28 protein-coding genes are annotated in these 25,751 nt (G+C 42.0%); 14 read left to right on the top strand and 14 right to left on the bottom strand.

Going from position 1 to position 25,751, the window contains the following annotated elements:
• Nucleotides 1-43: 43 nt before the first annotated feature.
• The 8 genes from L1D31_RS13430 to nrfB form a co-directional block, all read right to left on the bottom strand.
• On the bottom strand, nt 44-946 hold the full coding sequence (locus L1D31_RS13430; protein ID WP_239837602.1) for a Dyp-type peroxidase: 903 nt from the start codon (nt 944-946) through the stop codon (nt 44-46).
• A 78-nt stretch (nt 947-1,024) separates the two neighbouring features.
• Complete coding sequence (locus L1D31_RS13425; protein ID WP_239837601.1) at nt 1,025-1,483, bottom strand: DUF2919 domain-containing protein; 459 nt, start codon at nt 1,481-1,483, stop codon at nt 1,025-1,027.
• A 106-nt stretch (nt 1,484-1,589) separates the two neighbouring features.
• Entirely contained in the window at nt 1,590-2,018 is a 429-nt protein-coding gene (locus L1D31_RS13420; protein WP_239837600.1) for a cytochrome c-type biogenesis protein CcmH, read from the bottom strand.
• The gene (locus L1D31_RS13415) at nt 2,015-2,548 is read right to left on the bottom strand and encodes a DsbE family thiol:disulfide interchange protein (RefSeq protein WP_239837599.1); all 534 of its coding nucleotides are present in this window, start codon (nt 2,546-2,548) and stop codon (nt 2,015-2,017) included. The genes L1D31_RS13420 and L1D31_RS13415 overlap by 4 nt, the downstream gene beginning before the upstream one ends.
• Nucleotides 2,529-4,439 (bottom strand): heme lyase CcmF/NrfE family subunit, encoded by a 1,911-nt coding sequence (locus L1D31_RS13410; protein ID WP_239837598.1) that lies wholly within the window; start codon nt 4,437-4,439, stop codon nt 2,529-2,531. Before L1D31_RS13410 ends, L1D31_RS13415 begins: the two co-directional genes overlap by 20 nt.
• Nucleotides 4,440-4,441: 2 nt before the next feature.
• A complete protein-coding gene (gene nrfD / locus L1D31_RS13405; RefSeq protein WP_239837650.1) occupies nt 4,442-5,413 on the bottom strand; it encodes a cytochrome c nitrite reductase subunit NrfD in 972 nt (323 codons plus the stop codon).
• On the bottom strand, nt 5,413-6,102 hold the full coding sequence (gene nrfC, locus L1D31_RS13400) for a cytochrome c nitrite reductase Fe-S protein (RefSeq protein WP_239837597.1): 690 nt from the start codon (nt 6,100-6,102) through the stop codon (nt 5,413-5,415). Before nrfC ends, nrfD begins: the two co-directional genes overlap by 1 nt.
• On the bottom strand, nt 6,102-6,695 hold the full coding sequence (gene nrfB, locus L1D31_RS13395; RefSeq protein ID WP_239837596.1) for a cytochrome c nitrite reductase pentaheme subunit: 594 nt from the start codon (nt 6,693-6,695) through the stop codon (nt 6,102-6,104). The genes nrfC and nrfB overlap by 1 nt, the downstream gene beginning before the upstream one ends.
• Before the next feature lie 514 nt (nt 6,696-7,209).
• On the opposite strand from nrfB, the gene nrfA reads away from it, so the two are divergent.
• Nucleotides 7,210-8,598, top strand: a complete 1,389-nt coding sequence (gene nrfA / locus L1D31_RS13390) for an ammonia-forming nitrite reductase cytochrome c552 subunit (RefSeq protein ID WP_239837649.1) — start codon at nt 7,210-7,212, stop codon at nt 8,596-8,598.
• Nucleotides 8,599-8,667: 69 nt separating this feature from the next.
• Here the strand turns inward: nrfA and L1D31_RS13385 are convergent, their stop codons facing one another.
• Nucleotides 8,668-9,198 (bottom strand): tetratricopeptide repeat protein, encoded by a 531-nt coding sequence (locus L1D31_RS13385; protein WP_239837595.1) that lies wholly within the window; start codon nt 9,196-9,198, stop codon nt 8,668-8,670.
• A 94-nt stretch (nt 9,199-9,292) separates the two neighbouring features.
• Here L1D31_RS13385 and L1D31_RS13380 point away from each other — a divergent pair, with 94 nt between their 5' ends.
• Together L1D31_RS13380 and L1D31_RS13375 are read left to right on the top strand one after the other, a co-directional pair.
• On the top strand, nt 9,293-9,637 hold the full coding sequence (locus L1D31_RS13380; protein WP_239837594.1) for a DUF2956 domain-containing protein: 345 nt from the start codon (nt 9,293-9,295) through the stop codon (nt 9,635-9,637).
• A complete protein-coding gene (locus tag L1D31_RS13375; RefSeq protein WP_239837593.1) occupies nt 9,621-9,974 on the top strand; it encodes a DUF4156 domain-containing protein in 354 nt (117 codons plus the stop codon). Before L1D31_RS13380 ends, L1D31_RS13375 begins: the two co-directional genes overlap by 17 nt.
• On the opposite strand, the gene L1D31_RS13370 is transcribed toward L1D31_RS13375, so the two are convergent.
• Nucleotides 9,971-10,258 carry a helix-turn-helix domain-containing protein gene (locus L1D31_RS13370; protein WP_239837592.1) on the bottom strand — a complete coding sequence of 96 codons (288 nt, stop codon included), beginning with the start codon at nt 10,256-10,258 and terminating at the stop codon, nt 9,971-9,973. The genes L1D31_RS13375 and L1D31_RS13370 overlap by 4 nt on opposite strands.
• Nucleotides 10,259-10,470: 212 nt before the next feature.
• On the opposite strand from L1D31_RS13370, the gene L1D31_RS13365 reads away from it, so the two are divergent.
• From L1D31_RS13365 to L1D31_RS13350, 4 genes are read left to right on the top strand one after another with little or no spacing between them, the layout of a single operon-like run.
• Nucleotides 10,471-10,818 carry an ArsC family reductase gene (locus L1D31_RS13365; RefSeq protein ID WP_239837591.1) on the top strand — a complete coding sequence of 116 codons (348 nt, stop codon included), beginning with the start codon at nt 10,471-10,473 and terminating at the stop codon, nt 10,816-10,818.
• Between the two features lie 17 nt (nt 10,819-10,835).
• Nucleotides 10,836-11,969: a succinyl-diaminopimelate desuccinylase gene (gene dapE, locus L1D31_RS13360; RefSeq protein WP_239837590.1), complete on the top strand. Its 1,134-nt coding sequence runs from the start codon at nt 10,836-10,838 to the stop codon at nt 11,967-11,969.
• Between the two features lie 2 nt (nt 11,970-11,971).
• Nucleotides 11,972-12,655, top strand: a complete 684-nt coding sequence (locus L1D31_RS13355) for a M15 family metallopeptidase (RefSeq protein WP_239837648.1) — start codon at nt 11,972-11,974, stop codon at nt 12,653-12,655.
• Nucleotides 12,655-12,828, top strand: a complete 174-nt coding sequence (locus tag L1D31_RS13350) for a DUF2897 family protein (protein WP_239837589.1) — start codon at nt 12,655-12,657, stop codon at nt 12,826-12,828. The genes L1D31_RS13355 and L1D31_RS13350 overlap by 1 nt, the downstream gene beginning before the upstream one ends.
• Nucleotides 12,829-12,854: 26 nt before the next feature.
• Here the strand turns inward: L1D31_RS13350 and L1D31_RS13345 are convergent, their stop codons facing one another.
• Complete coding sequence (locus L1D31_RS13345; RefSeq protein WP_239837588.1) at nt 12,855-13,634, bottom strand: Zn-ribbon-containing protein; 780 nt, start codon at nt 13,632-13,634, stop codon at nt 12,855-12,857.
• A gap of 147 nt (nt 13,635-13,781) precedes the next feature.
• Between L1D31_RS13345 and L1D31_RS13340 the strand changes: the two genes are divergently transcribed.
• The 4 genes from L1D31_RS13340 to L1D31_RS13325 are packed head-to-tail and all read left to right on the top strand — an operon-like array spanning nt 13,782 to nt 19,581.
• Nucleotides 13,782-15,119, top strand: a complete 1,338-nt coding sequence (locus L1D31_RS13340) for a tyrosine-type recombinase/integrase (protein WP_239837587.1) — start codon at nt 13,782-13,784, stop codon at nt 15,117-15,119.
• 55 nt (nt 15,120-15,174) lie between these two features.
• Nucleotides 15,175-16,725, top strand: coding sequence for a site-specific integrase (locus tag L1D31_RS13335; protein WP_239837586.1), 1,551 nt, complete (start codon nt 15,175-15,177; stop codon nt 16,723-16,725).
• Complete coding sequence (locus L1D31_RS13330; RefSeq protein WP_239837585.1) at nt 16,725-19,139, top strand: hypothetical protein; 2,415 nt, start codon at nt 16,725-16,727, stop codon at nt 19,137-19,139. The genes L1D31_RS13335 and L1D31_RS13330 overlap by 1 nt, the downstream gene beginning before the upstream one ends.
• The gene (locus L1D31_RS13325) at nt 19,132-19,581 is read left to right on the top strand and encodes a hypothetical protein (protein WP_239837584.1); all 450 of its coding nucleotides are present in this window, start codon (nt 19,132-19,134) and stop codon (nt 19,579-19,581) included. Before L1D31_RS13330 ends, L1D31_RS13325 begins: the two co-directional genes overlap by 8 nt.
• Nucleotides 19,582-20,053: 472 nt before the next feature.
• On the opposite strand, the gene L1D31_RS13320 is transcribed toward L1D31_RS13325, so the two are convergent.
• From L1D31_RS13320 to L1D31_RS13310, 3 genes are all read right to left on the bottom strand, one after another.
• Nucleotides 20,054-20,416, bottom strand: coding sequence for a hypothetical protein (locus L1D31_RS13320; RefSeq protein WP_239837583.1), 363 nt, complete (start codon nt 20,414-20,416; stop codon nt 20,054-20,056).
• Nucleotides 20,416-23,022 (bottom strand): hypothetical protein, encoded by a 2,607-nt coding sequence (locus L1D31_RS13315; RefSeq protein ID WP_239837582.1) that lies wholly within the window; start codon nt 23,020-23,022, stop codon nt 20,416-20,418. Before L1D31_RS13315 ends, L1D31_RS13320 begins: the two co-directional genes overlap by 1 nt.
• Nucleotides 23,023-23,160: 138 nt before the next feature.
• Nucleotides 23,161-23,541, bottom strand: a complete 381-nt coding sequence (locus tag L1D31_RS13310; RefSeq protein WP_239837581.1) for a hypothetical protein — start codon at nt 23,539-23,541, stop codon at nt 23,161-23,163.
• A gap of 378 nt (nt 23,542-23,919) precedes the next feature.
• Between L1D31_RS13310 and L1D31_RS13305 the strand changes: the two genes are divergently transcribed.
• The 3 genes from L1D31_RS13305 (at nt 23,920) to L1D31_RS13295 (ending at nt 25,660) form a co-directional block, all read left to right on the top strand.
• The gene (locus tag L1D31_RS13305; protein WP_239837580.1) at nt 23,920-24,168 is read left to right on the top strand and encodes a hypothetical protein; all 249 of its coding nucleotides are present in this window, start codon (nt 23,920-23,922) and stop codon (nt 24,166-24,168) included.
• On the top strand, nt 24,165-24,953 hold the full coding sequence (locus L1D31_RS13300) for a hypothetical protein (RefSeq protein ID WP_239837579.1): 789 nt from the start codon (nt 24,165-24,167) through the stop codon (nt 24,951-24,953). The genes L1D31_RS13305 and L1D31_RS13300 overlap by 4 nt, the downstream gene beginning before the upstream one ends.
• Nucleotides 24,954-25,327: 374 nt before the next feature.
• Nucleotides 25,328-25,660 carry a hypothetical protein gene (locus tag L1D31_RS13295; protein ID WP_239837578.1) on the top strand — a complete coding sequence of 111 codons (333 nt, stop codon included), beginning with the start codon at nt 25,328-25,330 and terminating at the stop codon, nt 25,658-25,660.
• Nucleotides 25,661-25,751: the final 91 nt, after the last annotated feature.

Here is a 25,751-nt window from a genome sequence, read left to right as displayed (position 1 = left end):
GTTTGATAAGCAGCTTTAAACGGGCTTTATTACCTTTATCTAGCTACTTAAGCTTGAGGGCCTGCAACAACTCCATTGATGGTGCAAAAAAGTACGCCCCAGTCACTGCTTTTGTAAAACGCAGCAGCTGATCAGTTTTGCCATCGGTCTCGCCATACATACTGTCTAGCATGACTTTAAAGTTGTGAAGCTTATTGCAATAAGCAATGAAGAGCAGACCATGCTCGCCCGACACGCTGCCGTAAGGTAAACTATGGCGCACAATCTTCAAGCCTTTACCTTCTTCTTTAATATCTACACGTCCAACATGGGAAGCGGCTGGTACATCGTCAAGTTCAATCGAGTCTGGCTTAGTTCGCCCAATGACCTTCTCTTGTGCAGATACATTGAGTCGGCTCCAAGAAGGTAAATCATGAACAAAGCGCTGCACCATCACATAACTGCCACCTGCTAGCGCACCATCAGGGATGATTGCCACTTGCTCACGCTGGGCCTCTTTCGGGTTTTCTGTGCCATCGACAAAATCTGTCAGATCGCGGGAATCTAGGTAGCGGTAGCCATAGGTTTCATCAACGATAGCGACATTGTCCGATGCTTGAGCCAAAAACTGGCGCAACAAATAAAAATGCAAATCATGGCGATTCGAATGGCAGTGAATCAACACATCCACCTCTGAGCTTGGGGCAACCGTCTTACCTGTTCCAAGTTGAGGAAACTCGATCAGCTCACTTGGCATTGCTGCATCACACCGTGACCAAAAAGATTGAGTGAAAGCGATAGACAATGTTAACCCCACCCCCGGCTGTTGTTGGTTAAGCTCGTCAGCCAGCAGTGGTAGTGCTTGGATCTGTTCTAAAACAGCCGCATGGTTTTGGATAACTTTAAACAAAGTATATTGAGCGAAAGGTCCCGACTCAGGAAGAATAGCAGTTTGAGGGGTGGTCATTTTGATGTCCTCACATTGACGTAGTTGCGCTGTGTATAGTGTTTTCTTTTAGGTGCATTGATAACATTCATCGTCAGATCAATTCGATGGTGGGAGGGAAAAGCAGTCACGTACGCTACGGCTTTTATAGACATACATCGCAAACCACAATAAGAGTAATAAGGTAGCAGCATTAGCCCAATGAAAAGCACCATGTTCAAGATAAACATGATACAGGGTCTGGACAAATTGGCCGCCAATCGCCAATAAGGTGATCCCCTTTCCCCATCCCACCAAATGGCTGACCCATTGCCGCTCAGGGCTACGCAAACTGATCATCCACATTAATAAAATGCTGGGCAGCCCCATCACTAAGCCTAAGTACAGCATCGAATGATCGGGGTAAACAATATTGAGTATTTTGGCGCCGCTTTCTCGGCTCGCACCCGCAACGATAAATACTATCCAAGCTTTAGCCAAAAACATCCAGCCCAGCCAGAGCCATTTAGGTGCGTTGAGAAAACCATGTTTATCATATTGCTCTAAAGCGTATCGCACAAACGAACCACTATGGTTAGAAAAATTACTCTCCACTTTATACCAATTAACGCATTTTTCTATTAGAGATTAACTTTGTGATGTAATGGCAAAAAGTACACACCCTTTAAGCGTTCTTTTGTATCCGCCTTATTGAACTGACCACAAACAGTAAAAGCAGTAATACAGGAGCCAACCAAAGCAGTGCATTAGCAACATTAAACTCAGGTTTGTACAAAACGAATTTACCGTATCGTTCTGTCATGAACGCTTTGACAGCTTGCTCACTCTCACCTTGGTTAATCTTTTTGAATACGATCAGGCGTAAATCCTTGGCAATAGGAGAGTTAGATTCAACTAAGTTTTGGTTTTGACACTGAGGGCAGCGCAGAGACTTGGCCAAACGTAATGCCTTATCCTGAAGCTCCGGTGAATGAAACTCAAACAGTTCCACCTGAGACACTTGCTCGTCTGGCACCCCAATAAAGATGTCTTGGCCCGAGGCTGGTACGTTCAAAGAAATCAGAATCAAAAGCAGCCCAAACAACATTCTCATTGCTGTGTCTCCGATTCAAAAAAATGCGCAAACTTTCTCTGCCAGCTACTCGTACTCAACAGCCCAGAGTGCTTATACACGATCTCACCGGCTCGATTGACCAGATATGTTTCCGGGGTACCGACAACGCCCAAATCAATAGAGAGCACCCCTTTAGGATCATAAATCACACTTCGATAGGGGTTACCTAACTGATGTAAGTACTGCTCTGCTGCGTTTTTCTGATCCCGATAGTTAAGCCCAATAATGGTAATACCCTGTTGGCTCAGTTGATTTAGAAATGCATGTTCTGAGCGACAAATGCTACACCACGAAGCCCAAACATTAACCAGCTGATACTCGGACTGAAACAAGGCTTTTGTTTCTGCTGGTTCACCACCCATCAACCTCTCCACCTTTTGCTCAGGGAACCCTCGAACCACAGCGTAGCTTTCTCGGTTGGAATCTTCGCTTAATGCCGAACCCAATAACGCCATAAAGCCCACCAGCAAGGTGAACAGAAGTAAGTATTTATGTTTTTTGGATAACATCGTACCGATTTTTACTCACCATCTGATTAACACATATCGAGAAAAAAGGGAGCAGTGCCGCAAATATCGCGAGTATGCCACCACCCCATATCCACCAGATATAAGCGTTATACTGAACTTTGACTGCGTAGTTTTCCTTATCCACTTTAGCGGCCAATGTTACATAATAGTCCCCTAGCAAGGTCGATTTAACCGAAGGCTCACTCATATTCATCACCCGGACAGGATAGTAGCGACGTTCAGGCTTGAACTCATACACCTCTCCCTGCGAGTCAGTAAAACGTAACACGGCTTGTTCTGCGGTATAGTTTTTGTCTACGCGCCAGTTCGTTTCTATATACTCTATCTTCCCGCCATGAAACTCAGCAAGCGTTCCTGGCCCTAGCTTGTGAGTCAGTTGAGAAGAATGCTCGGCATTCATCACACACCCTATCGCACTGATGGCTAACCCGATATGGGCAAGCACCATGAAAGCCTGCTTGCGCGAACGAACCAATAACCAGATATGACCAGAAATAACCCAGAGCGCCAACCCCCACACCAGCAAGGCTGGCACAGACAGCCGATCTACTTGGATGAAATACAGACAAGCGCCAAACAACAGAGAAGCAACCGCGAATGTAATAATACGCCGCCGTGAACTGGCTAATCCACACTGCCATTTTAAAAATGGCCCCCAACCCATCGCTGCTAGCGCTAATACTGTGAGCGGCAAGAACAGAGTATTAAAATAGGGAGCTCCAACCGATATTGAACCTCGTTGTATGAATTCATAAATCATCGGGTAGAAAGTACCTAGGAAAACGGTAAAAGTTGCAATCACCAGCAGGCCAATGGCTATCAATACCAGATAAGATCGACTGAGAATAGCTGTCAACTTTTCGCTCTGAATGGCATCGCTACGCTCAATCAGCAGAGACAAAGAGGCAAGCAATGTCACTGCCAACATCGCCAAAAGCGCGATTCCTTTTCTCGGGTCGACAGCAAAAGCATGGACAGACGTCAATACTCCTGAACGCACCACAAAGGTCCCTAAAATGCTAAGGCTAAAGGTCACTAAAGCCAGCGACAGTGTCCAAATAACTAACTGTTGATGACGTCTAGACGCAAGCATACTGTGCAGCAAAGCCGTGCCCGTTAACCATGGAAGCAATGACGCATTTTCAACCGGGTCCCAGAACCACCATCCTCCCCATCCTAACTCATTGTAAGCCCACCATGAGCCAAGCAATATCCCTAAGGTAAGAAAGATCCAAGCAGAAATCGCCCAAGGTTTACATAGTATGACCCATTGGTTGTCATACGGTTTTTTCATCAACGCTGCCAGCGCAAACGCCAGTACAGTGGAGTAACCAATGTAACCGAGGTACAACAATGGTGGATGAAAAATTAATCCGACATCTTGAAGCATTGGATTAAGATCCCTGCCCTGCTCCAATAAGGTATGCGCATAAGTAAAAGGGTTAGAAGTCAGTAATGTAAACCAAGAAAAAGCGGCAACGAATAGAGTCATCACCCACAGCACATGCTCGAAATATTTAACATTAGAATGTCGAATTAATGAAATTAAGCTGGCCCATAGATTAAGTGTAAACACCCAAAATAGCATTGAGCCTTGATGCCCTCCCCAAACAGCGGCCAACTTGAAAAAGGTGGGTAAAGCCGTGTTGGAGTGAGTGGCAACATACTCGAACTCGAATCGATCCGAGACAAATAATATCGCGAGGATCACGAGGCTTAACGAGGCCAATACCCCGTTAAGCCTGACCATTCCGATGAGAGAGAATGGCCGCTCTTGCCCTGAATAGCGACGCCAAGCCCAGCTTGACGCACAAATGGAGCTGGAAACCGCAATCCAGACCAGAGCAAAATGTCCAACCTCACCCAGCATAACTATACAACCGTCATCTGGCCGGCATAGAGAATGAAAGTCCGCAGCATCAGTACCCCAACCAAGCTCAGAGTGGTCACAATAAAGATGTAGCCACCATTATGGCGCACTTCTGTTGGGGTAACCGCATTCAGAGTCAGCGGTAATAGCATTCCTATCAACACCACACCAAACCAGAACCAGTTGGACCAAAAGCCTCCTCCTATCGCATTCCAAGCCGCCACTTCATTCTGACCACCGCTGAATATCAGCCCCGTGAAAAAGGTCACCAAAACAAACAGTTCGAATAACACAACCGGACGTTCAAATCCATGCACCCAACTGACACTCGGACTGTGCGGCGATTCTTTAAATACTAGAATGCCAAACAGTAAGCAAGCCGCAGCACCTGAAGAAAGGCTAGAGAAGAGAAAGAGGATTGGCAAAACCGGATTGTTTAGCATCGGGTATGTTTTAAGGGCTGAGAGTAAAAAACCGGTATAGGCCGCGAGTAATAAAGCAAGCACACCGAGGAACAACTCAACAGGGTTATTCATCTTACCGATTTTGATCAACACGCCATCAACCCAGTCCAATAGCCCACCCGGAAGCTTGCCTTCACAGAACTGTATGATCTGGTGGCGGAAAATCACACCAATCCAAACGAATAAGACCGCCATATAAACTTGGAAGAGAATCACCCCCATCGACATGACTGAAGATGGATTGAAGTAGATCATAATCTTCCAGAACGCCAGAGGTTTGGTGAGATGGAAAATCAATATGGTCAAGCCAACAATAATGCCAAAGGGAGCCAACCAAGCGACGGCTTTAAGAATGCCATTATTGGCGGGGTCGCCTTCTATTACGCGGCGTCTAAGATACAGGCCAATCATCACAGCCCCAGCAGACATACCCGCAAGAAACAAGTAAATGGCGATAATCCAGTCCCAGACCAATGAATCAAAATGGAAAGCTGTTTCAATACCGTTCATCATGAAACCTCCCCTTTGTTGTGTGGTATTTTGTACAACTTAGGTTTGGTGCCTAAGTGTGATTTATCTCGATAGACCACATGGTTACTTAATACTTGATTGATTTTACTTTCTGGATCGTTGAGGTCGCCAAACACTAATGCTTTGGTCGGACAGGATTCAACACAGGCAGGTAACTTGCCCTCGGCAAGATTGGTATCTCGACAGAAATTGCACTTGTCAGCCGAATGATCTTCGGGGTTAAAGAAGCGCACTTGGTATGGACAAGCCGCAAGGCAGTAACCACAACCAACACACTTTTCTTTATGCACATCAACAATGCCAGTTTGCTCATCTTTATATGCGGCCCCCGTAGGGCAAACGTACACACAAGGTGGGTTTTCACAATGCTGGCAGGACTTACGAGTGAAGCGATAATCTACATCAGGAAACTCTCCCTGCGGTTCACTACGAATGATTTCCAGTCTAGAGACCCCTTCTGGAACCTTGTTAACTTCCCGGCAAGCTTCTGTACACGCGGTACAACCTATACATGCAGTCTCGTCGTGCACCATGCCATAGAGTTTGTTATCTACCTGCTCGACATTTGCCAGTGTTTTTCGACTGCCAATCATTGCAGTCCCAGCGACGCCAGTGGTCATAATCAGAGCACTAACACCAGTTAAAAAGCTTCGTCTAGAACAACTCATTATTCTTGCTCCTCTTTCAACTGGTTAAAGTCTGAGTGACAATCAACGCACAACTTGATTATCTGCTTGCGATCCAAGCTAAGCACTTTCGCCTTGTTGGCATGAACATCATGACAGTTAGAACAAGTCAGATTTTTTGCATGCACATCATGCGTCCAGCTATCCTCTCGTAGGTACTTCGGCTTATGACAGTCAGTACACTGACTGCTTGCCTTCAAAATAGCATCAGGATCGAGATACACCTTCTCTGTACCCGGTTGAGATTGGGCTGATGAGAATTTAATCACTTGCGGTGCACCTTCGCGGTGATCAGGACCGATGTTACTGTGACAGTTCGTACAATTCACTTCTCGACCGAGAATCTCATGGGCATTTTCACCATGGGATTGCAGAAGTGATTCCTTGGAATCCTTATGACATTGAATACATTTGTAATCTTTATCACGGATAAGCGTAACTTCATGACGAGTTGAAGCTTCTTCAGCACCGGGGGCAGAAGAATCAGCAGCAATAGCATGAAGAGAATAACCATAGAGGTAGAATGCAAGAAGAGTTTTCAGCATTATGACTATGGCCAACTTTATATTGCCCATTTTATCCTTTCCTTATTCCAGAACAGATTTTAAGCCACACTTAAAATACACAGTCTGGTCAAAACTAATGCCCTTCAGTGGTATTTTTAAAAACCACTAAATGAGATCAATTCTTATTTTGGATAAGCCACAACGCTATCAGTAATAGTCTACTCTCCCTACTCTTTAGTAGTAGCTTTTTTACACTAAAACTCGATCTTTATCACCCTGCTCTAAGTGCGGTTAAGTAGCATAACCCATTGATGAAAATGAATTTCATTACCTAAAACTCAGCACCAAGCTACCCCTTTAGGTTATTAAAAATCAACTTTGACTCAGATCACTGCTCTAAATTGATCTAAGGCAATAAAAAGCGATTCGTGCGTTTTAGAAATATTTCCTTTTATTACAATTTATTTCAGTTCTCCGATTCTTAATTTGGAATTAGCCTGTTCACAACGCTGCTAATAAACAGAATTATGGAGATAACACTGTGAAGAAATTGCACTGGATACCAAAATCTGCTGCAGCAATAATGATATTGGCAGGAACCTTAGCCAGTACTCATGGTTTTGCTGCATCTGATGAAAAAGAACTGATCGATCCACGAAACCAGGCCTATGAGCAACATCACCCTGAGCAGTACCAATCTTGGAAAGAAACCTCTGAAAGCGATCATATTGAAGATGCTCTCGCAGAAGATCCTAATATGGTCATCATGTGGGCAGGCTACGGCTTCGCTAAAGACTACAATAAAGCTCGTGGTCACTTTTATGCCGTGGATGACGTCCGCCAAACTCTAAGAACGGGTGCGCCCAGTGATGAAAAATCTGGCCCAATGCCTATGGCTTGTTGGAGTTGTAAGAGCCCAGATGTCGGGCGGGTCATCGACGAGCGGGGGGAAGACGGCTATTTTGAAGGCAAGTGGGCACGACTTGGCGATCAGATCGTTAACCCAATTGGCTGTGCTGACTGCCATGATACCCGCAGTGAATCATTCAAAAATGGTCAACCTGCTTTGAAATTAACTAAGCCCTATGTTGAGCGCGCTTTCCAAGCTATCGACAAGCCCTTTGAAGAGCAATCTCGCCTCGACCAGCAAGCGTCGGTCTGCGCACAATGTCACGTCGAGTATTACTTCACTGGGCCGAAAAAGTCGGTCAAATTCCCGTGGGATAAAGGCACTAGCGTCACCGCGATGGAAGAATACTATGATGCATTAGGCTTTAAGGACTGGACACATAAAGTGTCGAAAGCTCCGATGCTGAAAGCGCAGCACCCTGGCTACGAAACTTGGCGAGCAGGTATTCATGGTAAGAACAAAGTCGCTTGTGTCGACTGCCACATGCCCAAAGTCACCAAGGAAGATGGTACTGTCTATACCGATCATAAAGTGGGTAACCCATTTGACCGCTTTGAAGACACCTGTGCCAACTGTCACACGCAAAGCAAAGATCAATTGAAGAACATCGTTTCATCTCGCAAAGCTCAGGTACTCAACATGAAGCTGACAGCAGAGAAGCAAATCGTTGCCGCCCATTTTGAAGCTGGTGAAGCATGGAAGACAGGTGCAACCGAAGAAGAGATGAAGGACATACTGCAAGATATTCGCCATGCGCAATGGCGCTGGGACTACGCGATTGCCTCCCATGGTGTTCACATGCATGCACCTGAAGTTGCACTGGAAGTACTAGGTACAGCCGTTGATCGCGCAGCTGATGCACGAACTAAACTGGCTCGTTTACTCGCCACCAAAGGCATCACTGAGCCTGTCGAGTTACCCGACATTTCCACCAAAGCCAAAGCTCAGCAAGCACTTGGTATGGACATGGAAAAAATGAACAGCGACAAACAGCACTTCCTAAAAACAGTCGTCCCTGAATGGGAAGAATCCGCAAAAAAACGTGAAGAGGCGACCTACTAAGATAGAAAAAACGAACAAAAAAACCTCCCGAATTGGGAGGTTTTTTTAATTGAAAGCCTGCCGAAGCAGCTACAACATCGATTTTGCTTGGTTCAACGAATAAATAATCGCCACTCGTTCTAAATCTTGACGCTGTGAATCGAGTAATTGTGTCCATGTGTCAATTGCCTCTTGGTAGCGAAAGCTAATAAAATGATCATTGGCGATCAAGGTCAAAGCCGTCACATTACGGGCATCCAACTCCAGCGCCTTTGCCAGTAAATGCTTCACCTCTTCAGTCATACGCTGGGAGCGTTCGAAGTAAAGCGCGGTCGCCTTTGCGGCAAATTGATTAGCACTACCTTCCGGGCTTAGGCGAATCGCATAATCGAAACAAGTGAGTGCCGAGGAAAAGTCCTGTTCATTCAGATAACCGTGTCCTAGTTGAAACCATAACTCAGCCTGATTGGGATCCTGCTTAAGCTGATTCTGGATATCTTGCATCCACGCATCATGAGTTTGAGTTGAAAGCACAGGTTGTTGAGCTATTGGCGCTTCACCCCGTAGCCATAAAAATACTGGGAGTGATAGAGCTAAGCTGCTCACCAAGATACGTTTCATTTATCCGCTCCCCTACAAAGGAATATCTTCGATGATAGACAGAATTATATCGTGTTAAGATAAGACTATCTTTGATCTCGCGGTAATAACCTTCATGAAAAACAAAGTCGTTCCTTCTCTGGAAACACAACAAGAAGCGATGAAAATCGCCAAAGCGACACAAAAGCCAGGCCAAACTAAAGAACAGACTAAATTGATTGCTCAGGGAATCGAAAAAGGCATCGCTCTGTACAAAAAGCAACACAAAGATAAAGCTCGCCAAGCGGATAAAGCCAAGAAAAAAGCACAAAAAGCCAAGCAAGCTCAACACTCTGAAATCGTCCAGCCAGAAGCCGAAACAGTGACAACAGTAGAAGCGCAACCAAAAACCAATATGCTACCATGGGCATTATTAGCCCTCAGTTGGATTGGTTTTATTATTTATGTCACTCAAGTTTAGCCAGCTGTGCTTCATCGCTCTGCCGATTACTTTACTCGCAGGCTGCACAACCCCAATCTCTCAACTCAATAAGGATGCCAGCAACGTCCAGATTAGAATGGACAGCAGTTTCGATCCAGCGAACTGTCAGTGGCAGGGCGATCTGACTGGCAGTGAAGGACACTGGTACACCTACCTGTTCTACCCTAATGATGTCATGGTTCAGGGAGCGGTTAATCAGATAAAAAATCGCGCCAGACAGTTGGGCGCGAATACCGTTTATGTCGTGTCACCACAGGACTTCACGACATCATTTACTTTACTGAGCAGCGCGTATGACTGCGCTGGCGAAGATTAAGCACTGAATCCTAGGCTGGCAGCAATATCAGCCTCTCTGTCTAATACCCATTGGCTGTCAAAAGGCCCCCAGTCCGATAATTGATAATAACCATCGTTGTGCCGACGACCATCTTGGATGAACATCAGTTCGATACCAATACCAGGCAATGCTTTGATGACATCTTGAATCGTCCGGCGAGGCCAGCCCGTTTTCTCGATCAGTTTGGGCACATTTGGTCGTTCGAGGTTTTGAACCAGTAATGCCAAATATAAGCGTCTTGCAAAAACAGGACTCAATTCCATTGATACCTCCTATAAATTTCTAGAGTCATTATTTCTGTTTTGCTATGCGGTGTGTTGCGTTTGATCAATAACTCATCGATCCTCAACTTTTGAAACACATTTTTTTGTTAGATGAAATATATCTGAGACACTTTTGTCTCTGATTACAGTTCCTGCTAGGATGCCAAAAAGCTTCTAATAACTTTATATAAGTCACTCTCAAAGGTTTAACTATGACAATCACCATGTACGGAATTCCGAACTGCGATACCATCAAAAAGGCTAAAAAATGGCTGGAAGCAGAAGGCGTGGAGTTCCAATTCCATGATTACCGTAAACAAGGCGTTGATAAGCAAATGGTTGAAACATTTTGCCAGCAACTAGGCTGGGAAAATGTGCTTAACAAACGCGGCACGACTTTTCGTCAGCTAACTCAGGAACAGAAAGACAGTCTGAACGAAACCAACGCCATTGATCTGCTGGTAGAGCAACCGGCAATGATCAAACGCCCAATTTTAGTCTCTGGTGATGACTACCATCTTGGCTTTAAAGCCGCTCAATACTCAGCCATTTTCTCTTAAGCAAAAGGAATTCAAGGATGACAGACAGCCCTACTTTGGCGCTTGCAAAAGACTTAATTAGCCGCCAATCGGTAACACCTGTGGATGCAGGTTGTCAGGATGTGATGATTGAACGCCTGAAAGCTTTAGGATTTGAAATTGCAGTGATGGTGTTTGAAGACACCACAAACTTCTGGGCACGTCGTGGCACAGAAGCACCGCTGTTTGCGTTTGCCGGCCACACTGATGTCGTGCCAGCGGGTAATGTCGAGCTATGGGATACGCCTCCATTCGAACCGACTATGGTTGACGGCTACCTACACGGTCGCGGAGCAGCTGATATGAAAGGCTCTCTCGCTAGCATGATCGTAGCTGTTGAGCAGTTCATCGCCGAAAACCCTGACCACAAAGGTTCAATTGGCTTTCTGATTACTTCAGACGAAGAAGGCCCGTTCATCAATGGCACAGTCCGTGTTGTCGAAACCCTAATGGCGCGCGGCGAAAACATCGACATGTGTATCGTCGGTGAGCCCTCCAGTACGGAAATAGTGGGTGATGTGGTCAAAAATGGTCGTCGTGGTTCCATCACCGGAGACTTAACCGTTAAAGGCATCCAAGGACACGTCGCTTACCCGCACTTGGCGAAAAACCCAGTGCATGAATCGCTCCTCGCCATTCATGAACTGACTTCCGCAGAATGGGATAAGGGCAATGACTACTTCCCACCAACCAGTTTCCAGATCCCGAATGTGCATGCAGGAACCGGTGCATCTAACGTGATCCCGGGTGAGTTCAATGTTCAGTTTAACCTGCGTTTCAGCACCGAACTTAACAACGACATGATCGTTAAGCGCGTCACTGACACTCTCGATAAGCACGACTTAGACTACGAGCTTAAATGGACCTTCAACGGCGACCCATTCCTGACAGATACAGGCGCACTTCTCGACGCTGTGGTTGACGCCGTTGATAGCGTCAATCAAACCAAACCTGCTCTACTCACCACTGGAGGTACCTCCGATGGCCGCTTTATCGCCCGTATGGGTGGTCAGGTAGTGGAGTTAGGCCCGGTTAACGCAACCATCCATAAAGTGAACGAGTGCGTGAAAGTGGACGACCTTGAAAAGCTGACCAAGATGTATCAGAAAACACTGGAGAATCTTCTGGCGTGAACATAACCCCTGAGCAGCTGACTGGCAAAGTTTCGACTCACCTGACTGACACTATGTTTGGTCATAAGGTTTTCGCCGTTCACCCTAATGTCGAAAGCGATTTACAGGCTTTGCGACAGGCAGCGGTTCAGGCAGGTTTCAATCTCAATATTGCCAGCGGTTTCCGCGATTTTGAGCGCCAGAAAGCCATCTGGAACAGAAAGATGGCTGGCCAAACAGCCATTCTTGATCAAAACGGCCAACCTCTAGATAGCCAGCAGCTTTCTGACTCAGAAAAGGTTATGGCTATCTTACGTTGGTCTGCACTACCGGGGGCCAGTCGCCATCATTGGGGATGTGACTTCGATGTATTTGATCGCAGCAGTCTACCTCAAGACATCCAGTTACAGCTTGAGCCATGGGAATACCTAACAGGCCATCAGGCAGAGTTTTACCGTTGGCTCAAAGAGTCGCTGACTGAATTTGGATTCTTCTTTCCATATGCAAGATATCAGGGCGGTGTCGCAGTAGAGCCATGGCACATTAGTCATGGCGCAACCGCATCGTCTTGTTTATCTCAGCTTAGTCTGGAGACACTTCAAAAAGAGCTGATAAACAGCGGAATACTGGGTGAGGAAGTGGTGTTGTCGAATCTCGAAACGATCTACAATCAATTTATCACCAATATCTCCAATGAGGTGGATTAATGGAACTACTCACCAACCCTTGGGTGATCATCTTTATCGTCTTGAGTGTCATCATAGGTAATATTGCCGCGCTGAAGTACACAGCCAAAATGAAGTTTGGACAAACGGACAAAAAAACTCGCTCGCAGGACGAAGAGTCCACTGAGCAAGAAGAAAAAAAAGACCCGCAATAATACGGGTCTTGTTTATTTAAGATGCGCTATTTGATGTGATCCCAAGAAATATTGGAGACAATTCGGCATTCATCGCACTTAAAGTGGAAAATGTCATGCAGTGGCTCATCCAATAACCACTCTCCGCCGCACTTAGGGCATTTACGCTGTTTTTCATCTTTCAGACTTTTGCCACCGACTCGGTACTGATAGTAATAGGTCGGAATATCCGTCACATATTCGATCCGACCACGTAAATCCCAGCCACGCTTGAAAAGGACACTGTCGGCATCACAAATCTCATGAAGTGCCGCATGCTCAGCTCGGCAAGCACCAGCCATCTGGATTTCATCGCACGCCTGCCACTCAGTCTGCCATTTGATGACCGCTTTATGGTCGCCATTGAGTGTCGGGCCATTACGATAAAGAGGGATTGGCAGCAAACTTTCCCCACTGCGCAAAGGGGAACAGGTATGCACATAAGTGGTATAGAGCACCTGCCATTCAGGAGTTGTTTCTTCTGCCGCTTGCTCTGAATTCAAATCTCGTCCAAGTAAACGAGCCTTAGGTGCCAGTAAGCACGCCTCTGCCAAACGTTCGATGCAGACGTTAACAAAATCCGAATGGTGTTTAGGGTGCAAGCTTTCCTGCTCAGGACATACTACCCGAACAAAAAATTCCCCTTCCCCCATCACGATAGGGAACTCACGCCCAAGTACCTGACCGTTATAACGCAACGCATCCATCAGGCCATTAATCGCTTTATCGACAGCAGAAATAGTGGTGTTATCAAAACACTCAAACTGTAATTCAACAACGTAAGCCATAAGTCTAATTCACTACATGACCAATTAGAAATAAACGTATTATAGAAGAAATTCTTACTCGCCTTTCCATAAATTCCATATTTGACACCTGTAACATTTACTACTAGTTATATACATATAGTGTAAAGTAGATAGGTTATTTAGTACATGTATAACGTCTTATTAATTGAAAAAACGAAGTGCCTCCTCTTCGATACAGACATCGTTCAACCGCCTCTGCTATCATTTCGTTTTTGCCTTGACCACTTACACAATAAATCACTTAACTACCAAAAATCTCAGCTGGCAAATTTAAAGTATTTTTATGAGTTTTGGCTAGAAAAGTGGGGATGTACTTTAGATTATTCTTTTCATAGACTTGACTACTCTTCGAGCGCTATCTCTGAGCTAACATCGCAGCTACCCGAATATTGGATATATCTAACTAATAATCGTATTTTGGCAGTAAACCTTTATAAGTTGCCATCAGAAATCACTCATTATGAAACTATCACTAAGATGCAAACCTGCGCGCAGCAATATAAAACAGCTTGTCGCTTTATCAAATTTCTCATTCATACTTATATTACCTATCACTACACAGGTAAGACGACCAGTGAACTTGAAAAAATTGAAAGGTTTTTACTTGGAAAGCTGGAAACAGAATCAAAAAAATATTCTCATTATACGGAGACTACAAGTGACAGTAATGACTTGAGAAGTTTAACTAACGAACAACTTGTAAGTTTCTCAGCACTTTTCAAACCTACGCCATTAGTAAACGATGAAATATTTACCAAGCAGAATTACATTGAGTATCGAAATTATATTTTATTTATTCTTATAAATCTGTACGGATTACGGATCGGTGAAGCCTTATTGTTAGAAGAAACCTCATTTAAATCCAATATACATAAAAATAAATTTTACATGTATATCTCAAATCTTGATAATCAGGAAGACCCACGAATACGCAGGCCGAGCATAAAAAACAATTACAGTATTCGAACATTGGAAATAAGTGAACAAGTTTTTTATCTAATTAAGCATTTTTATGAACGCGTAAAGGAACATAGTAACTACGGCTTTCTATTTACGTCATCACAAAAAAATGGAAAACCGCTCTCTTACGATGCTGTGAATAAAATTTTTAAAAAAAAAGCGGATATATTTAAAAAGCAGTACCCAGAGTATTTTGATCCGAAGAATGCGGACGTAATCACTCAGCTTTCTCCACATATATTTCGGCACACATGGGCATACCGAACACTAGGAATTTGTTTTAATTCCGAAGTTGCCTTTTTTACTAAGGCAGGAGCAGTTGACACCAAAGGCGTCATGGAATCAGCTAAGGATAAACTCAGAGCGTTAGGTGGCTGGTCGGCAAAATCCGAGATGCCTAATCATTATGCGAGACGTTTTATCGCAGAAAAAGCAAATACCGCTAACTTGGCACTTAATGATCAATATAGAGACGAGGTAGTAAACCTTCCATCACTCCATTAGAAAAATTTAGTTATAAGCCTAGCAATTTCTGTTCAAAGATAAAAGGAATAAATTAATGGTAGATAAACTCACGATTGAAGAAATTTCTTTATTCAAAATCACAAAGAAACAGAAAGATTTTAATTCTACACTAAAAATTCCTAGAAGACTTCAAGTCACGACAGATAATCCATTTGATGAAATTAATGTTGTTACATCTGAAAATTCATGGATATATCGTTACAGTGGTAAAAAAGTTAATTTGAATTTTACTAAATTCCCTTCTGAAATAACTAACCTACTAAAGTATTACGTTTTTGAAAGCGCACAAAATGGTTCTATTTTCTTTTCCGAAAATCTTTATCGCCTAAAAATAATCAATTCTCTTAAATTGTCTTTTTCATCATATAAAAATTGGCTTAAAGCTAACGTTGATATCGTCCACCCAATGCAATGGAACCAAGTAAGGGGGTTTACACAGTTTCTTTGCCGTATAGAACTGCCAGGCTTTAAAGATGAAGATAGAGAATCACTACTTGATATTCCTCCGCCAAATTCTAGCGGTAGATATCTGGTCTATCAAAATATAGAAAATGCATTTCCCCAATCAACCAAAACTTTAATAGTTAACGGTATAATGGATGCTAGCTCATTTATTAGCTCCCTCAAACCAGAACAATTATACAACCCATTAATTATTTCAGATGAAGAATTACAGGATTGGTGTATTTTTAGCATTTTGTATTTTACAGGACTACGCCCCGTACAATTGTCAAAAATATCGGTAGACGATATTCATCAAGACACCATAGATAGTAACACAGGACTAGTGCGTTATAGTTTATCGATGCCATATGCAAAAAAGCAAAAAGTCACAAAAAAACGTGCTTGTATTGCGCTTCCTACTGAATTTGGTATTTTTTTTGAATCTTACATTAAGCGCTACAAACTATGTACTGAGTCACCATTATTACCAATAAAATCATCAATACATAGATTAATCAAACTCATCATTAAGCGTACCCTATTTCGTATTCAACCCAAAAAAATTCAAAAAAAAATCACAAATGGCGAATTTTTACAGCCCTACCTTACCCCTATAGATTTTCGTCATAACATCGGTCATTCAATGGCTATGAGTGGAGCGAGCGCCGACGAAATAGCCTACATACTCGGACATGCAAAAACTAATGCGGCATCTTATTACATACTTGCTACTCCTCAATTGGCAATTATAAAGAATAATGCTCTCGGAACAAATAATGCATGGGAAAATATGATCAATCTCCTTATGACAGACTACATAATTGATATAAATAACTGGGATGGTAAAAAAGTTAGCGGTATAGTAAATGGAAAACTGCACTTACATATTGGAGGATGCCGGAAAAAATCAAACTGTCACCTGGCAAAAGTTCGCTCATGCTATGGATGTTTTTATTTTCATCCTTCTTCTGATTCAGAAAAACATATCAATGTTATTAAATCACTTGAAAGCGAGATATTGAACACTATCGAGATTTCAGAAAAATCTGGAAATAGCAGAAACCCTATATCTGAAAGCATGCTAAAAACAAGAATACAAATTCAGATTATAATTAATCGCATAAATGGGAGAAAACTGTAATGCAAGAGGCTATTAATAATCTGAAAATATTCATATATGATCAAAAATCTTATTTTAAGCTCACTATACAACCAATTGTTGAATTCAACTGGGATGGGCAAGGTTATAAAGACAAAAGATTAAACCAGAAATGGGTAGCTGAAAGTCAGTATTCCTCAGGGCTTTTTTCTTGTGATAATAGAGTATCCCTAAACTTCACCACTATCTCAACCAAAGCAAGAAAAGGAGTTTACCTTCCGGGTGAAAGCAAAGTCTTACCTAAAAAAATAAATATGAATCAAGAGTTTATTGATTTTTCCAAAGCATTATTGTTGAAGATAAACTATACCCAAAGAACATCAATCAAAACTCTAAAAGAAAGCACACTAGGGCTAATCAAGCTCATCTATATACGAATGTTTATTAACGGAGATAGCAATCCTAAGGTGATGAATATTAGTAGTGAAATAATTCAGCAGGCAATGGATGCTAAAGAATTAGGCGGAAAAGGGGCTGATACTGTCCAATCCTCTATGTGCTCTTTAATTAATCATATCAACCGCCTTGGCGTAACATTAACCCCTCTATTTTATACTCCTACGGTTAAAAAAAAGCACACAAATGAATACACAAAACTTTCTCAAATACACAACAACTCAAACTTTCACGACTGTGAGTTCGCTAATGAGCTAGATGAAGATGAAGATAGAAAACTTCTTACTATTCAGACTTTTTTGAATTTAGTAGCAGCTAGAAAATTAGTTAAAACTGATGGTGAGAAAATCCTGTTAAACCTCACAATGTTATTGCTGGTAACAGGCTTTCGCTTCGGTGAGGCAAGAGCTATACGCAAAGATTCCTTAAAACGTCTTGAGGTTGACGATGATAAGGTTGTTGAAATCCTTCAAGATAAAGGGCTAAGAACTTACTATCTGGGAATTGAGTACATTGGAGAAAAAAAAGCGGGACAACGCGTGCACTGGATTGAGCCCCTAGCTATTCCTCTAGTCGAGACAATTTTTAACGACACTCTAAAATTAACCCAAAACTTAAGACGAATTTATTCTGATTTCAGACGCACTGGAGTTAAAAACCTTTTACCTCTGTCACTTAAAGATAAAGAAAACATTGAGCTTGGTGATCTTATCAAACACGTTACCATCGGAGCTTCACCATATTGTAGACAGCGAGAAAATATACAGCGAAATTTCAGATCATTTGGACTACACCCCTTTCATAGGGGTTACGCTAAAGTCCTTTATCACACACCTGATGTCAATGCATATTTGCAAACGGTCGCGTCAAAATCACCGCACATTAACGCCAAGGACTTTTCCTTCAACTTTAATGACACATCAACAGGAGAAATAATAAACATTCCTTATGAAGAGCTCCTATTTATTGCACCGCTAGGTTCACTAACAACAGGGACAAAGCTTTACTATCCAACGATAGCGACCCCTATAAGCTTTCAAGCTATAAACAATTTTTTGGCTGGGAAAAACACACTGTTTAGAACCTACGGATTGATAGAAGAAAATGGTGAATTCTCACGAATGACAACTCATATACCTCGACACAATATAAATACTTTCCTTGCTATCGCAGGTATTAATGATCACTTGCAAGCAGCAATGATGGGACGCGTAGATATAAATCAAAATGATAAATATCAACATCTTGCAATAGAAGAAAGAGCAAAAGCTAATGATATTATTCCTTATGAGCAAAGAATAGATATTCGAAACGAAATAAATAATAAAACCCAAAATCTTAGCCCAATTGATAAAATAGAAGCGACTGGTGTTATTCACATTAACCCAAAGTTAAAAGCTCATAATGGGCTAAACCAAAACTTTCACACATTCACCACTCACAAAGATACAATTAATTTCTTCGAAGATATGATTAATTCAGATATTGACGACATTACTGCCGGTCTAACCAAAGCCTACAGATTAGAGCCTTCAAAATCCCAAAAAAAAGCATTATTACACTGCCATACCACTCTACATGCTCTCGATTTTGGTAGTTGTATGAGAAAAATAGAACTATGGTCATGTCCATATAATCACAAATGCCAGGATGGCAGGCCATGTCCGTATTTCACTCTTACCGGCCGGGCTGATGAGCCGGAAAAGTTAGAAGCAAAGATTCAGACAAATATGCGCACCATCAAAGAACTGCAGGAATTAGCTCTCCAGAGAGTGATCACTCCTTTGGAGTTAACCGAATTGACTGAAGACTTGAATTTGGTCACTCTAAATCTTGATCGTTTATCCAAGCTTTCGGCTAGTCTTGAATTCCCTAAACAACCGATTAATTTAATCGCCTTTGACGACCATAAGCAACCAAAGACCCTAGCTACAATTTTTGCCTACGAACACCGAAAACTGGAAAAACAAAAATCAAAAGGGGAAAATAAAAATGTCTAAATTAAAGGGGAAAGATCTCGATAAAGCGATCGAAGCAGAACTAAAAAAAATGCTTGAAGAAGGATTCGAACAATCCCCCATCAGTAATAAATATCTTTATGATAGATTGATAAACAAGAAGATTATTACTGGTGCTATTAGTACTCTTACAAATAGAAAACAGTTAATTGAAGAATACAAAACAATACAACAGGCTAACGTAGGTGGTGTATTTGGTGAAAGTTTACGCTCTGGTTCAACCAAGAGCCGTAACGAACTCATAAAAACAAATGCCAAACTTCGCGAAGATATTAAAAAAGCGGAAAAACAGCTAGCAGATAATACAAAGTCACTTATAGCAATGGCAAAACATATCAAATTTAATGGTTTTGCAAAGGATATTGAAAGGTCTATGTCACCATATTTGATTAGAGAGTTAAATAAGAGCAATGAACATATCTGATTCAAGGAAGCAACTGGACTGGCGTATTTTATAATTTTTAATGCGTGCTAAGGAAATTCTATATTGCTTCAAAATCACCGTTTACTGTCTCTATGATCAGAAGAATAAAGATTACCTAACAAGACTTAGCGTCATGTTGGCGTTTATTACAACTCAGCTACTTCAGTTGAGATTTATGAATGAATTATATGAGCTATCTAAGTGAGATATACAGGTGAAGCATTGATGCATAGCTAAAACTAGATAGAAAATGCCGCAGAAATAAACTCCCAATATATCATAACCTTACAGAAGTATTGATTAGGTGGATGGAAGAATACCCAACGAACAGGTCGGATTTCTCAAATGACATTGTGGCAAGGGTGGTTTAGGTTACAAACCAGACTAGCGATTGAGACACAGTCTAAATAGTACCCTTTTAGCACGCCGAAAAATGTCTTAACTTTACATTTTGGGACGTACTAAAGTGTACTCAGCCACCCAAATTTAAGAGATTAAATCCTATCCCGAGAATAAAAAGAATCGCAGATGAATAGGCAAAGGCAGAGCTTATTAGCATAGTCAGGTGCTCTTTACGAGAAGTTAGCTTATGCTCTCTCTTAAGACGCGGATACCTCATTGAATAGGAAATAAAACGAGAGCCTCGACCAAAGGATAGAGAGTCGGCCATTTTTGACTCTTCAAAGCCAAAGGCCCTGTCTAGCTTGGCTATATGCTTTGCATCACCAAGCCCCGAGCGAAGCATTAAGAACATGTACGGGAATACCCAAAGTAGCCACAACGCCACTAGCAAAAAGAATGGTACCCCAGCCAAAACGATGATCCATTTATCCACTAAAACTCCTCAACTAACTCTACTGCGGTCTCGTAAATAAACTCGCCGAATTCGTATACACCTTCAGCAGCTATCTTAGCAGCAGTTGAGTATGTTATACCTCCAACTGCAGCACCAATGCCGCCACCAACAATAACAGCGATGGCAATGACAGGAGCTGAAGCGGCTGCACCAACAATGGCAAGCGCAATAGTAACACCAGCGGCACCGCCTTTAATTCCACCTACATACCCGCCGTAAAGGCCTGCTACCTCTTTAACTGATGTTTTTCCACATTCACCGTTCTCTTGAAGCATACAGGCATCATGAATGTTGTTTACCGCACTAGCAGCACCAAGCCCAACACCAAGCCACCCAGCGGCTTTAGACCCCATTATTGCAAGGGAAACTCGAGCTATTCGTCTCCCAAGATGCGGAACTACTCCTTTGGCAATGATCTCGTCTGCATTATGGATAGTAGAACGAGTAGACAGGCCTAGGTTTTTCTTAATCTGCCTAAATGCCGGGATTTGAACACTTCTTTTGGTCAAGGACGTTAAGCCGTCGTCAAGCTTACTTAATAATTTAGCTCTTTCCGCGAGAAACACTCCGTTATTCATGTTACCCATTCTATTTGCCACTGCGACTTCTCTAATATAGAGATCGTTCATTTCGGCCAGAATAGAGTTGATGTAAGTGAGCCTTGATTCAACTGAAGCGGCAGCTGCACCGACCCCTAAACTAGCAATGGCATAATTGTCAGACAGTTTCGCGTTATCGATTATGTATTTGCTAGTTGGAGGGAATACCTCATCGATTAGGTAATCACCCGCTTGAGATACCTTATGATCTAGGAGTTCAAAGTAACGATATGCCGTAGCTACTTCTTCTTCAGTGAGCTTTATAAGGGCCTCACTTGCTGCTTGGGCATCCTCAATCAAGTAGGAAAGTTTAATCTTGTCTTCTTCCTCTGTAGGTTCCTCGGAAACAATGATTACTATCTCGCCTTGTCTAACAGGGTTATTCAGATGCGCGTTGTACTTACGAATTGCTTCTTTAGCGATTGCTGGTGTTTCGCTTGTGAATAACGAAGTAAAGACCTCTTCTTTCGGTTGGGAATATGTCACTTGACAAAAACCCATTTCGAACCCAGTTTCATTATCCGTTGAAACTCTTAAAACAGGAAGGTTGCCTTTAACGATGTTTTCATGATTGATAGCTCTGAGCTTGCTACTCGGCAGTAGTGTCTCCGTGAACTGATAAAACACATCCAATGGATGATTTACGTCTTTAGGTCCAACTGGAGGATACTCAGAAAACCTAATTGCTTCCGACTTGTTCTGAATAGACTCCTTAACAACGAGGCTGTCGCCCACCTTTAGTGACATTGGGTCGTTATCGTAAACGGGGTTTAACTCCAAGAGTCTCTTGGGTGTTAGATTGTGTTGGTTTGCTATCTCGACCCATGACTCTCTGCTATTGCCAACAGCTTCCACTGTGTGAGTTTCATTTCCACTCTCAATGTTGTCTGTCTCAAGCCTGATATCGTCGGATCTTGTTTCTGGTGCGCTTTTAATAGCGTCAATTAGCTTAACGGGGTCAACTTGAATTCCGTTGCTCTGAAGCCAATTGTGATCAACTGATTCCAATTGTTCTTTGGTTAACTGGGATTCTCTATGCACTATATATTGTTCTGTGACGATTGCGCCGTTCAACTTCCAGTAAACCAGTATTGCAGATTGAAGTTTATTGGCCGCTTGTGATTCATCAATTAAGCCGGCTCTCGTTCTAGTGGCAAAGAAGGCCCACTTACTATCACCCATTATCTTAAATTCTTGGATAATAGCGTTATTGTGGAAGTGGTAGAAATATCCTTCTGTAGGAAGTCCCAGTCTCGCACCAAACTCAATGGATGGAATCAGCGGAATGAATGACTCATTTGCCCTATTGGTACCTATCGGTTTCAGTGAAACCTTATCTTTTGGAGTAATCCCCATTTGGGTATCAGCAACTTTGGCTAATAAGGATTTAGGCTCATCAAATGCACTAAGTACTTTCAGCCGTACACCTTCGTTAGTGGGCTCTTCTATCCAATTTCCAAGACTTATTTCTTGTTTTGTCTTAGCTAATGAGAAGCTGTATCCAATCCTCTCTCTGTATGTTTCGAGCTTGCACGCAATCTCAATGCAATACTCATATTTAAGATCTGGTGCCTTCTCAGGTGAGTCTCTGACAATTGGCTCGGGGGTATAAACGGGTTCTATGACAGGACTATACCCCGCCGATACACTACTGTATCCAACTCCACTTGACCGAGAGTTAGCCATTTTTGCGCGAGCATTTAAGGATGATGCAGCTTGAGGGCTTAAGTTTAGGGATACGTGACTGGATACTACCCATTGTCTCGAATTGGAAGTGCCTTCCATAGAGAAAGCAGGAGTGGCTGGAGTGTCGACCAACAGAGCAATGTGGCCTTGTTCGAGTTGCTCAATAGTTCGATCAAAAGAAGTGCCCTTCCTTGCCGAATCTGGAAGCTTTGCAGGTGTGAGTTTGGATAAGTCTGTCTCAACCTGAGCAAACTCATGAGTCATCAGTTCGGAGGTTCGAACAATTCTGTATGTCGACATCTTGTCTACCATCTCATCAAAAAATAGAATGTTATTGGCTTTACAGAACAAAAACGATAGTGAAAACTAGCACATTGGGATGTTTGTGGCAGAAGCTCACACAAATGCCTCACCTAATTTTTACATCTATTTGTATCTCTATTGCCATTTTACCTGTGACTTACAAACGTAACTTACTTCGGCAAATTTTTGACAACTTAATGAATCTGGCTCATTAAAGCTACGATAAATAGTATCAATTGCTCCAGTAGCTGAATCAAAATAGCGGGCTTTGGCCAAATCCATGCTTAGATCTTGTAAATCTATGTGGGATTGCAAAACACATTTACTACGTAAATTACCTTTATTCTTATTGAATAAAGTTCGCATTTCTTCGTCCGGTTGCTCTTGGCTTGAGCAATACTCCATATTTTTAGATTCATAAAAAAATTCGAGGTTCTTTTTTACATAACCTGATTTGCTTAGATTGTTTGTGCTATAAGAATTTGCAAGAGAACAAGTTAGAATTGCTATCTTCAAACAATGAGAAAAACTACTCTCTTATAACGATTCGATACCGAGTAAAACAGTTCAAACTATCAATCTTGCTGTAAATATCAAGACTAAAGCATCATATCCTGAACCGACAAACGCAATGTATGTGGCATAGATTAATAGTACTACTATGGTGATTGTAATCATTACTATCTTAATCATTTGACACATCTAATGTGTATATAAAAACAGTGTCAAAGTAGCAAGCTTAACAATCACTTCAAGCAGATTAGCAACGTTTAGCATTTTGGTTTGATCCGGATTTAGTGTCTACGTCATAATGGTTTAGGTCAATTGTAGCGTTGCTTACTACTTAATTGGGCGTTCGATTTCATTTGATCCTATGAAAAAGGAGATTGTATATTGTTTAACTTAATTATTTCCCATGAACCTAAAACGTGGGATCTCACTCCTTATCATTGTGACCGTAGTAGAGCGATTGTCGAGTACACTGCTGATGAAATTAGTGAGCGGTATAAGTTCTTCGATCAAAATGCGATTGAAGAGTTAAAAAGTTTCCCCACGCTATTTGTAACTGAAAACGAATCGGTAGAAACTCGGATTGGCTACATTACTGAAATCAGGGTTAGAAAGAATAACGAAAAAGTATGACAAGTTTTAAAATTGAGAGACCGGACTTCCCTCTGTGGGCTCCTAAATCTGTTATCGTTGAATGGGAAGAGCAAGCGGCAGAGGTCGCGTATTGGCAAAAAAAGTTTCCAAGTTTAAAGCCTGACACTGATGAAGCCGATATGTTGGCGCGATTGTTAACCTATGAAGATATGAAGTCGGTTTGGGAACGACTACCAAAATATAAAATTAAGCCAACTCTCTTTGTCTCCATGGTTCAGTGCTCTCAGTCTTTTATCGATATAAAGCCGTACAACCTAACTCCCAAAGAGCATGCAATATGGCTCCAAGATGTAAAAGACACAGCTCTAAAATTGAAGTCTTTAATTCAATTTAGTCCTTACGACCGAATCCTTGAAGAGAAGTACCTCAAGAAACGCCAAAAATTTGTAATGGCAAATATAGTTGAGCACTCTCTACAAATACTCAAACCTGAGGTCAATGTTGAGGAGCACGAAAAAACAAGACCTGCTTATGAATCATGGCCTGACTTTTTGCCACAACCTTTAAGCGAAATACTGTCTGAGTTAGCGTCATTGGAGTCTGAAGATGAAATTAATATTGTTGGTTCACAGCGTCGGAAATCTGTCAGATTAGATAAGCCGAGTCATCCCAATGCCAAACGTAGTTATTTCATAAGAAATTTAACTCAAGAACTTCGAGATTTTACAGGGCAACCTTTGCGTGACATTGTTACAGTCACTACGGCGACAGTATTTGATACGCCATCTTTGACAGAAAGGCAGATCATTCGTATTGCTCCCTGACACAATATCGCCAAAATCTGGATTTTGTGTCATGTCAGATAGGATAAGCAATTAAGTATCTTAGCAACGTAACGAGTGTTAGGAGAAAAATATGCGTTTTGAAGTTAAAGTTAGTCTTTGTATAAGTCCACAGTTTCTATCTTGCTTAGCTCAAGCTATAAAAATGATGGTTATTGTCGGGTTCTTGATTTAATAAAGTCGTGTAAGTTTAATGCTAACAGACAGATCCTCACACTTGTGATATTGGTTTTGAGTCAAGTTCAGTGTCTACGGTGGCCCAGTTATGTGTGGTGTTAGCGTGACTTATACTTTAATTGGGCGTTATGTGATTGTGTTGAAATATAGCCTTAACAAGCTGAAATGATGTGTAATAAATGAAATTTACAGTTGAAAAATCAGGCTCAATAGTTTCGCTGGCTATTGAGCACGAAGGTAAAGCTCGTCGAGTTTACGATATTCCTGTAAAGGGTCGAGTTTTTGTAAAAGGTAAAGCTCCTGAAGTATCAAAGCTAAAGCAAATGATGGAAACCTACTGTACAGAAAATGTAATGAATAGTAGCGAGTTTCTAGATTTCTATCATAAAAGTAGACAGGATACGATTGAGTATGAAACCAAAGAACTTTTGAAATGTTTTATGAGAATTCAAAATTCTATAGATTGCATTAATGTATCAGATGAAATCCGATTTGGTGATACTGAAGAATAAGCATATAACAAACGACTTTGGTCAATATAAAAGTAGCTGGGGTAGATAGGCAATATGGCTTTTCTCTACTGCTACCCAACGATCAGATGCT

Origin of the sequence: Vibrio sp. Isolate23 (assembly GCF_022398095.1) — a bacterium.
GTDB lineage: Bacteria > Pseudomonadota > Gammaproteobacteria > Enterobacterales > Vibrionaceae > Vibrio > Vibrio coralliilyticus_A.
The sequence above is the reverse complement of the archived record's forward strand: the minus strand, read 5'-3'. Positions and strand labels throughout refer to the sequence as shown.

Coding starts and splice junctions, on each gene's coding strand:
- L1D31_RS13295 (WP_239837578.1), top strand. CDS start 25,328: ATGAAATTTACAGTTGAAAAATCAGGCTCAATAGTTTCGCTGGCTATT.
- L1D31_RS13370 (WP_239837592.1), bottom strand. CDS start 10,258: ATGGAATTGAGTCCTGTTTTTGCAAGACGCTTATATTTGGCATTACTG.
- L1D31_RS13385 (WP_239837595.1), bottom strand. CDS start 9,198: ATGAAACGTATCTTGGTGAGCAGCTTAGCTCTATCACTCCCAGTATTT.
- L1D31_RS13420 (WP_239837600.1), bottom strand. CDS start 2,018: ATGAGAATGTTGTTTGGGCTGCTTTTGATTCTGATTTCTTTGAACGTA.
- L1D31_RS13340 (WP_239837587.1), top strand. CDS start 13,782: ATGTATAACGTCTTATTAATTGAAAAAACGAAGTGCCTCCTCTTCGAT.
- L1D31_RS13345 (WP_239837588.1), bottom strand. CDS start 13,634: ATGGCTTACGTTGTTGAATTACAGTTTGAGTGTTTTGATAACACCACT.
- L1D31_RS13335 (WP_239837586.1), top strand. CDS start 15,175: ATGGTAGATAAACTCACGATTGAAGAAATTTCTTTATTCAAAATCACA.
- nrfC (WP_239837597.1), bottom strand. CDS start 6,102: ATGAGTTGTTCTAGACGAAGCTTTTTAACTGGTGTTAGTGCTCTGATT.
- L1D31_RS13300 (WP_239837579.1), top strand. CDS start 24,165: ATGACAAGTTTTAAAATTGAGAGACCGGACTTCCCTCTGTGGGCTCCT.
- L1D31_RS13415 (WP_239837599.1), bottom strand. CDS start 2,548: ATGTTATCCAAAAAACATAAATACTTACTTCTGTTCACCTTGCTGGTG.
- nrfD (WP_239837650.1), bottom strand. CDS start 5,413: ATGAACGGTATTGAAACAGCTTTCCATTTTGATTCATTGGTCTGGGAC.
- nrfA (WP_239837649.1), top strand. CDS start 7,210: ATGATATTGGCAGGAACCTTAGCCAGTACTCATGGTTTTGCTGCATCT.
- L1D31_RS13410 (WP_239837598.1), bottom strand. CDS start 4,439: ATGCTGGGTGAGGTTGGACATTTTGCTCTGGTCTGGATTGCGGTTTCC.
- dapE (WP_239837590.1), top strand. CDS start 10,836: ATGACAGACAGCCCTACTTTGGCGCTTGCAAAAGACTTAATTAGCCGC.
- L1D31_RS13350 (WP_239837589.1), top strand. CDS start 12,655: ATGGAACTACTCACCAACCCTTGGGTGATCATCTTTATCGTCTTGAGT.
- L1D31_RS13315 (WP_239837582.1), bottom strand. CDS start 23,022: ATGTCGACATACAGAATTGTTCGAACCTCCGAACTGATGACTCATGAG.
- L1D31_RS13330 (WP_239837585.1), top strand. CDS start 16,725: ATGCAAGAGGCTATTAATAATCTGAAAATATTCATATATGATCAAAAA.
- L1D31_RS13430 (WP_239837602.1), bottom strand. CDS start 946: ATGACCACCCCTCAAACTGCTATTCTTCCTGAGTCGGGACCTTTCGCT.
- L1D31_RS13380 (WP_239837594.1), top strand. CDS start 9,293: ATGAAAAACAAAGTCGTTCCTTCTCTGGAAACACAACAAGAAGCGATG.
- nrfB (WP_239837596.1), bottom strand. CDS start 6,695: ATGGGCAATATAAAGTTGGCCATAGTCATAATGCTGAAAACTCTTCTT.
- L1D31_RS13325 (WP_239837584.1), top strand. CDS start 19,132: ATGTCTAAATTAAAGGGGAAAGATCTCGATAAAGCGATCGAAGCAGAA.
- L1D31_RS13375 (WP_239837593.1), top strand. CDS start 9,621: ATGTCACTCAAGTTTAGCCAGCTGTGCTTCATCGCTCTGCCGATTACT.
- L1D31_RS13365 (WP_239837591.1), top strand. CDS start 10,471: ATGACAATCACCATGTACGGAATTCCGAACTGCGATACCATCAAAAAG.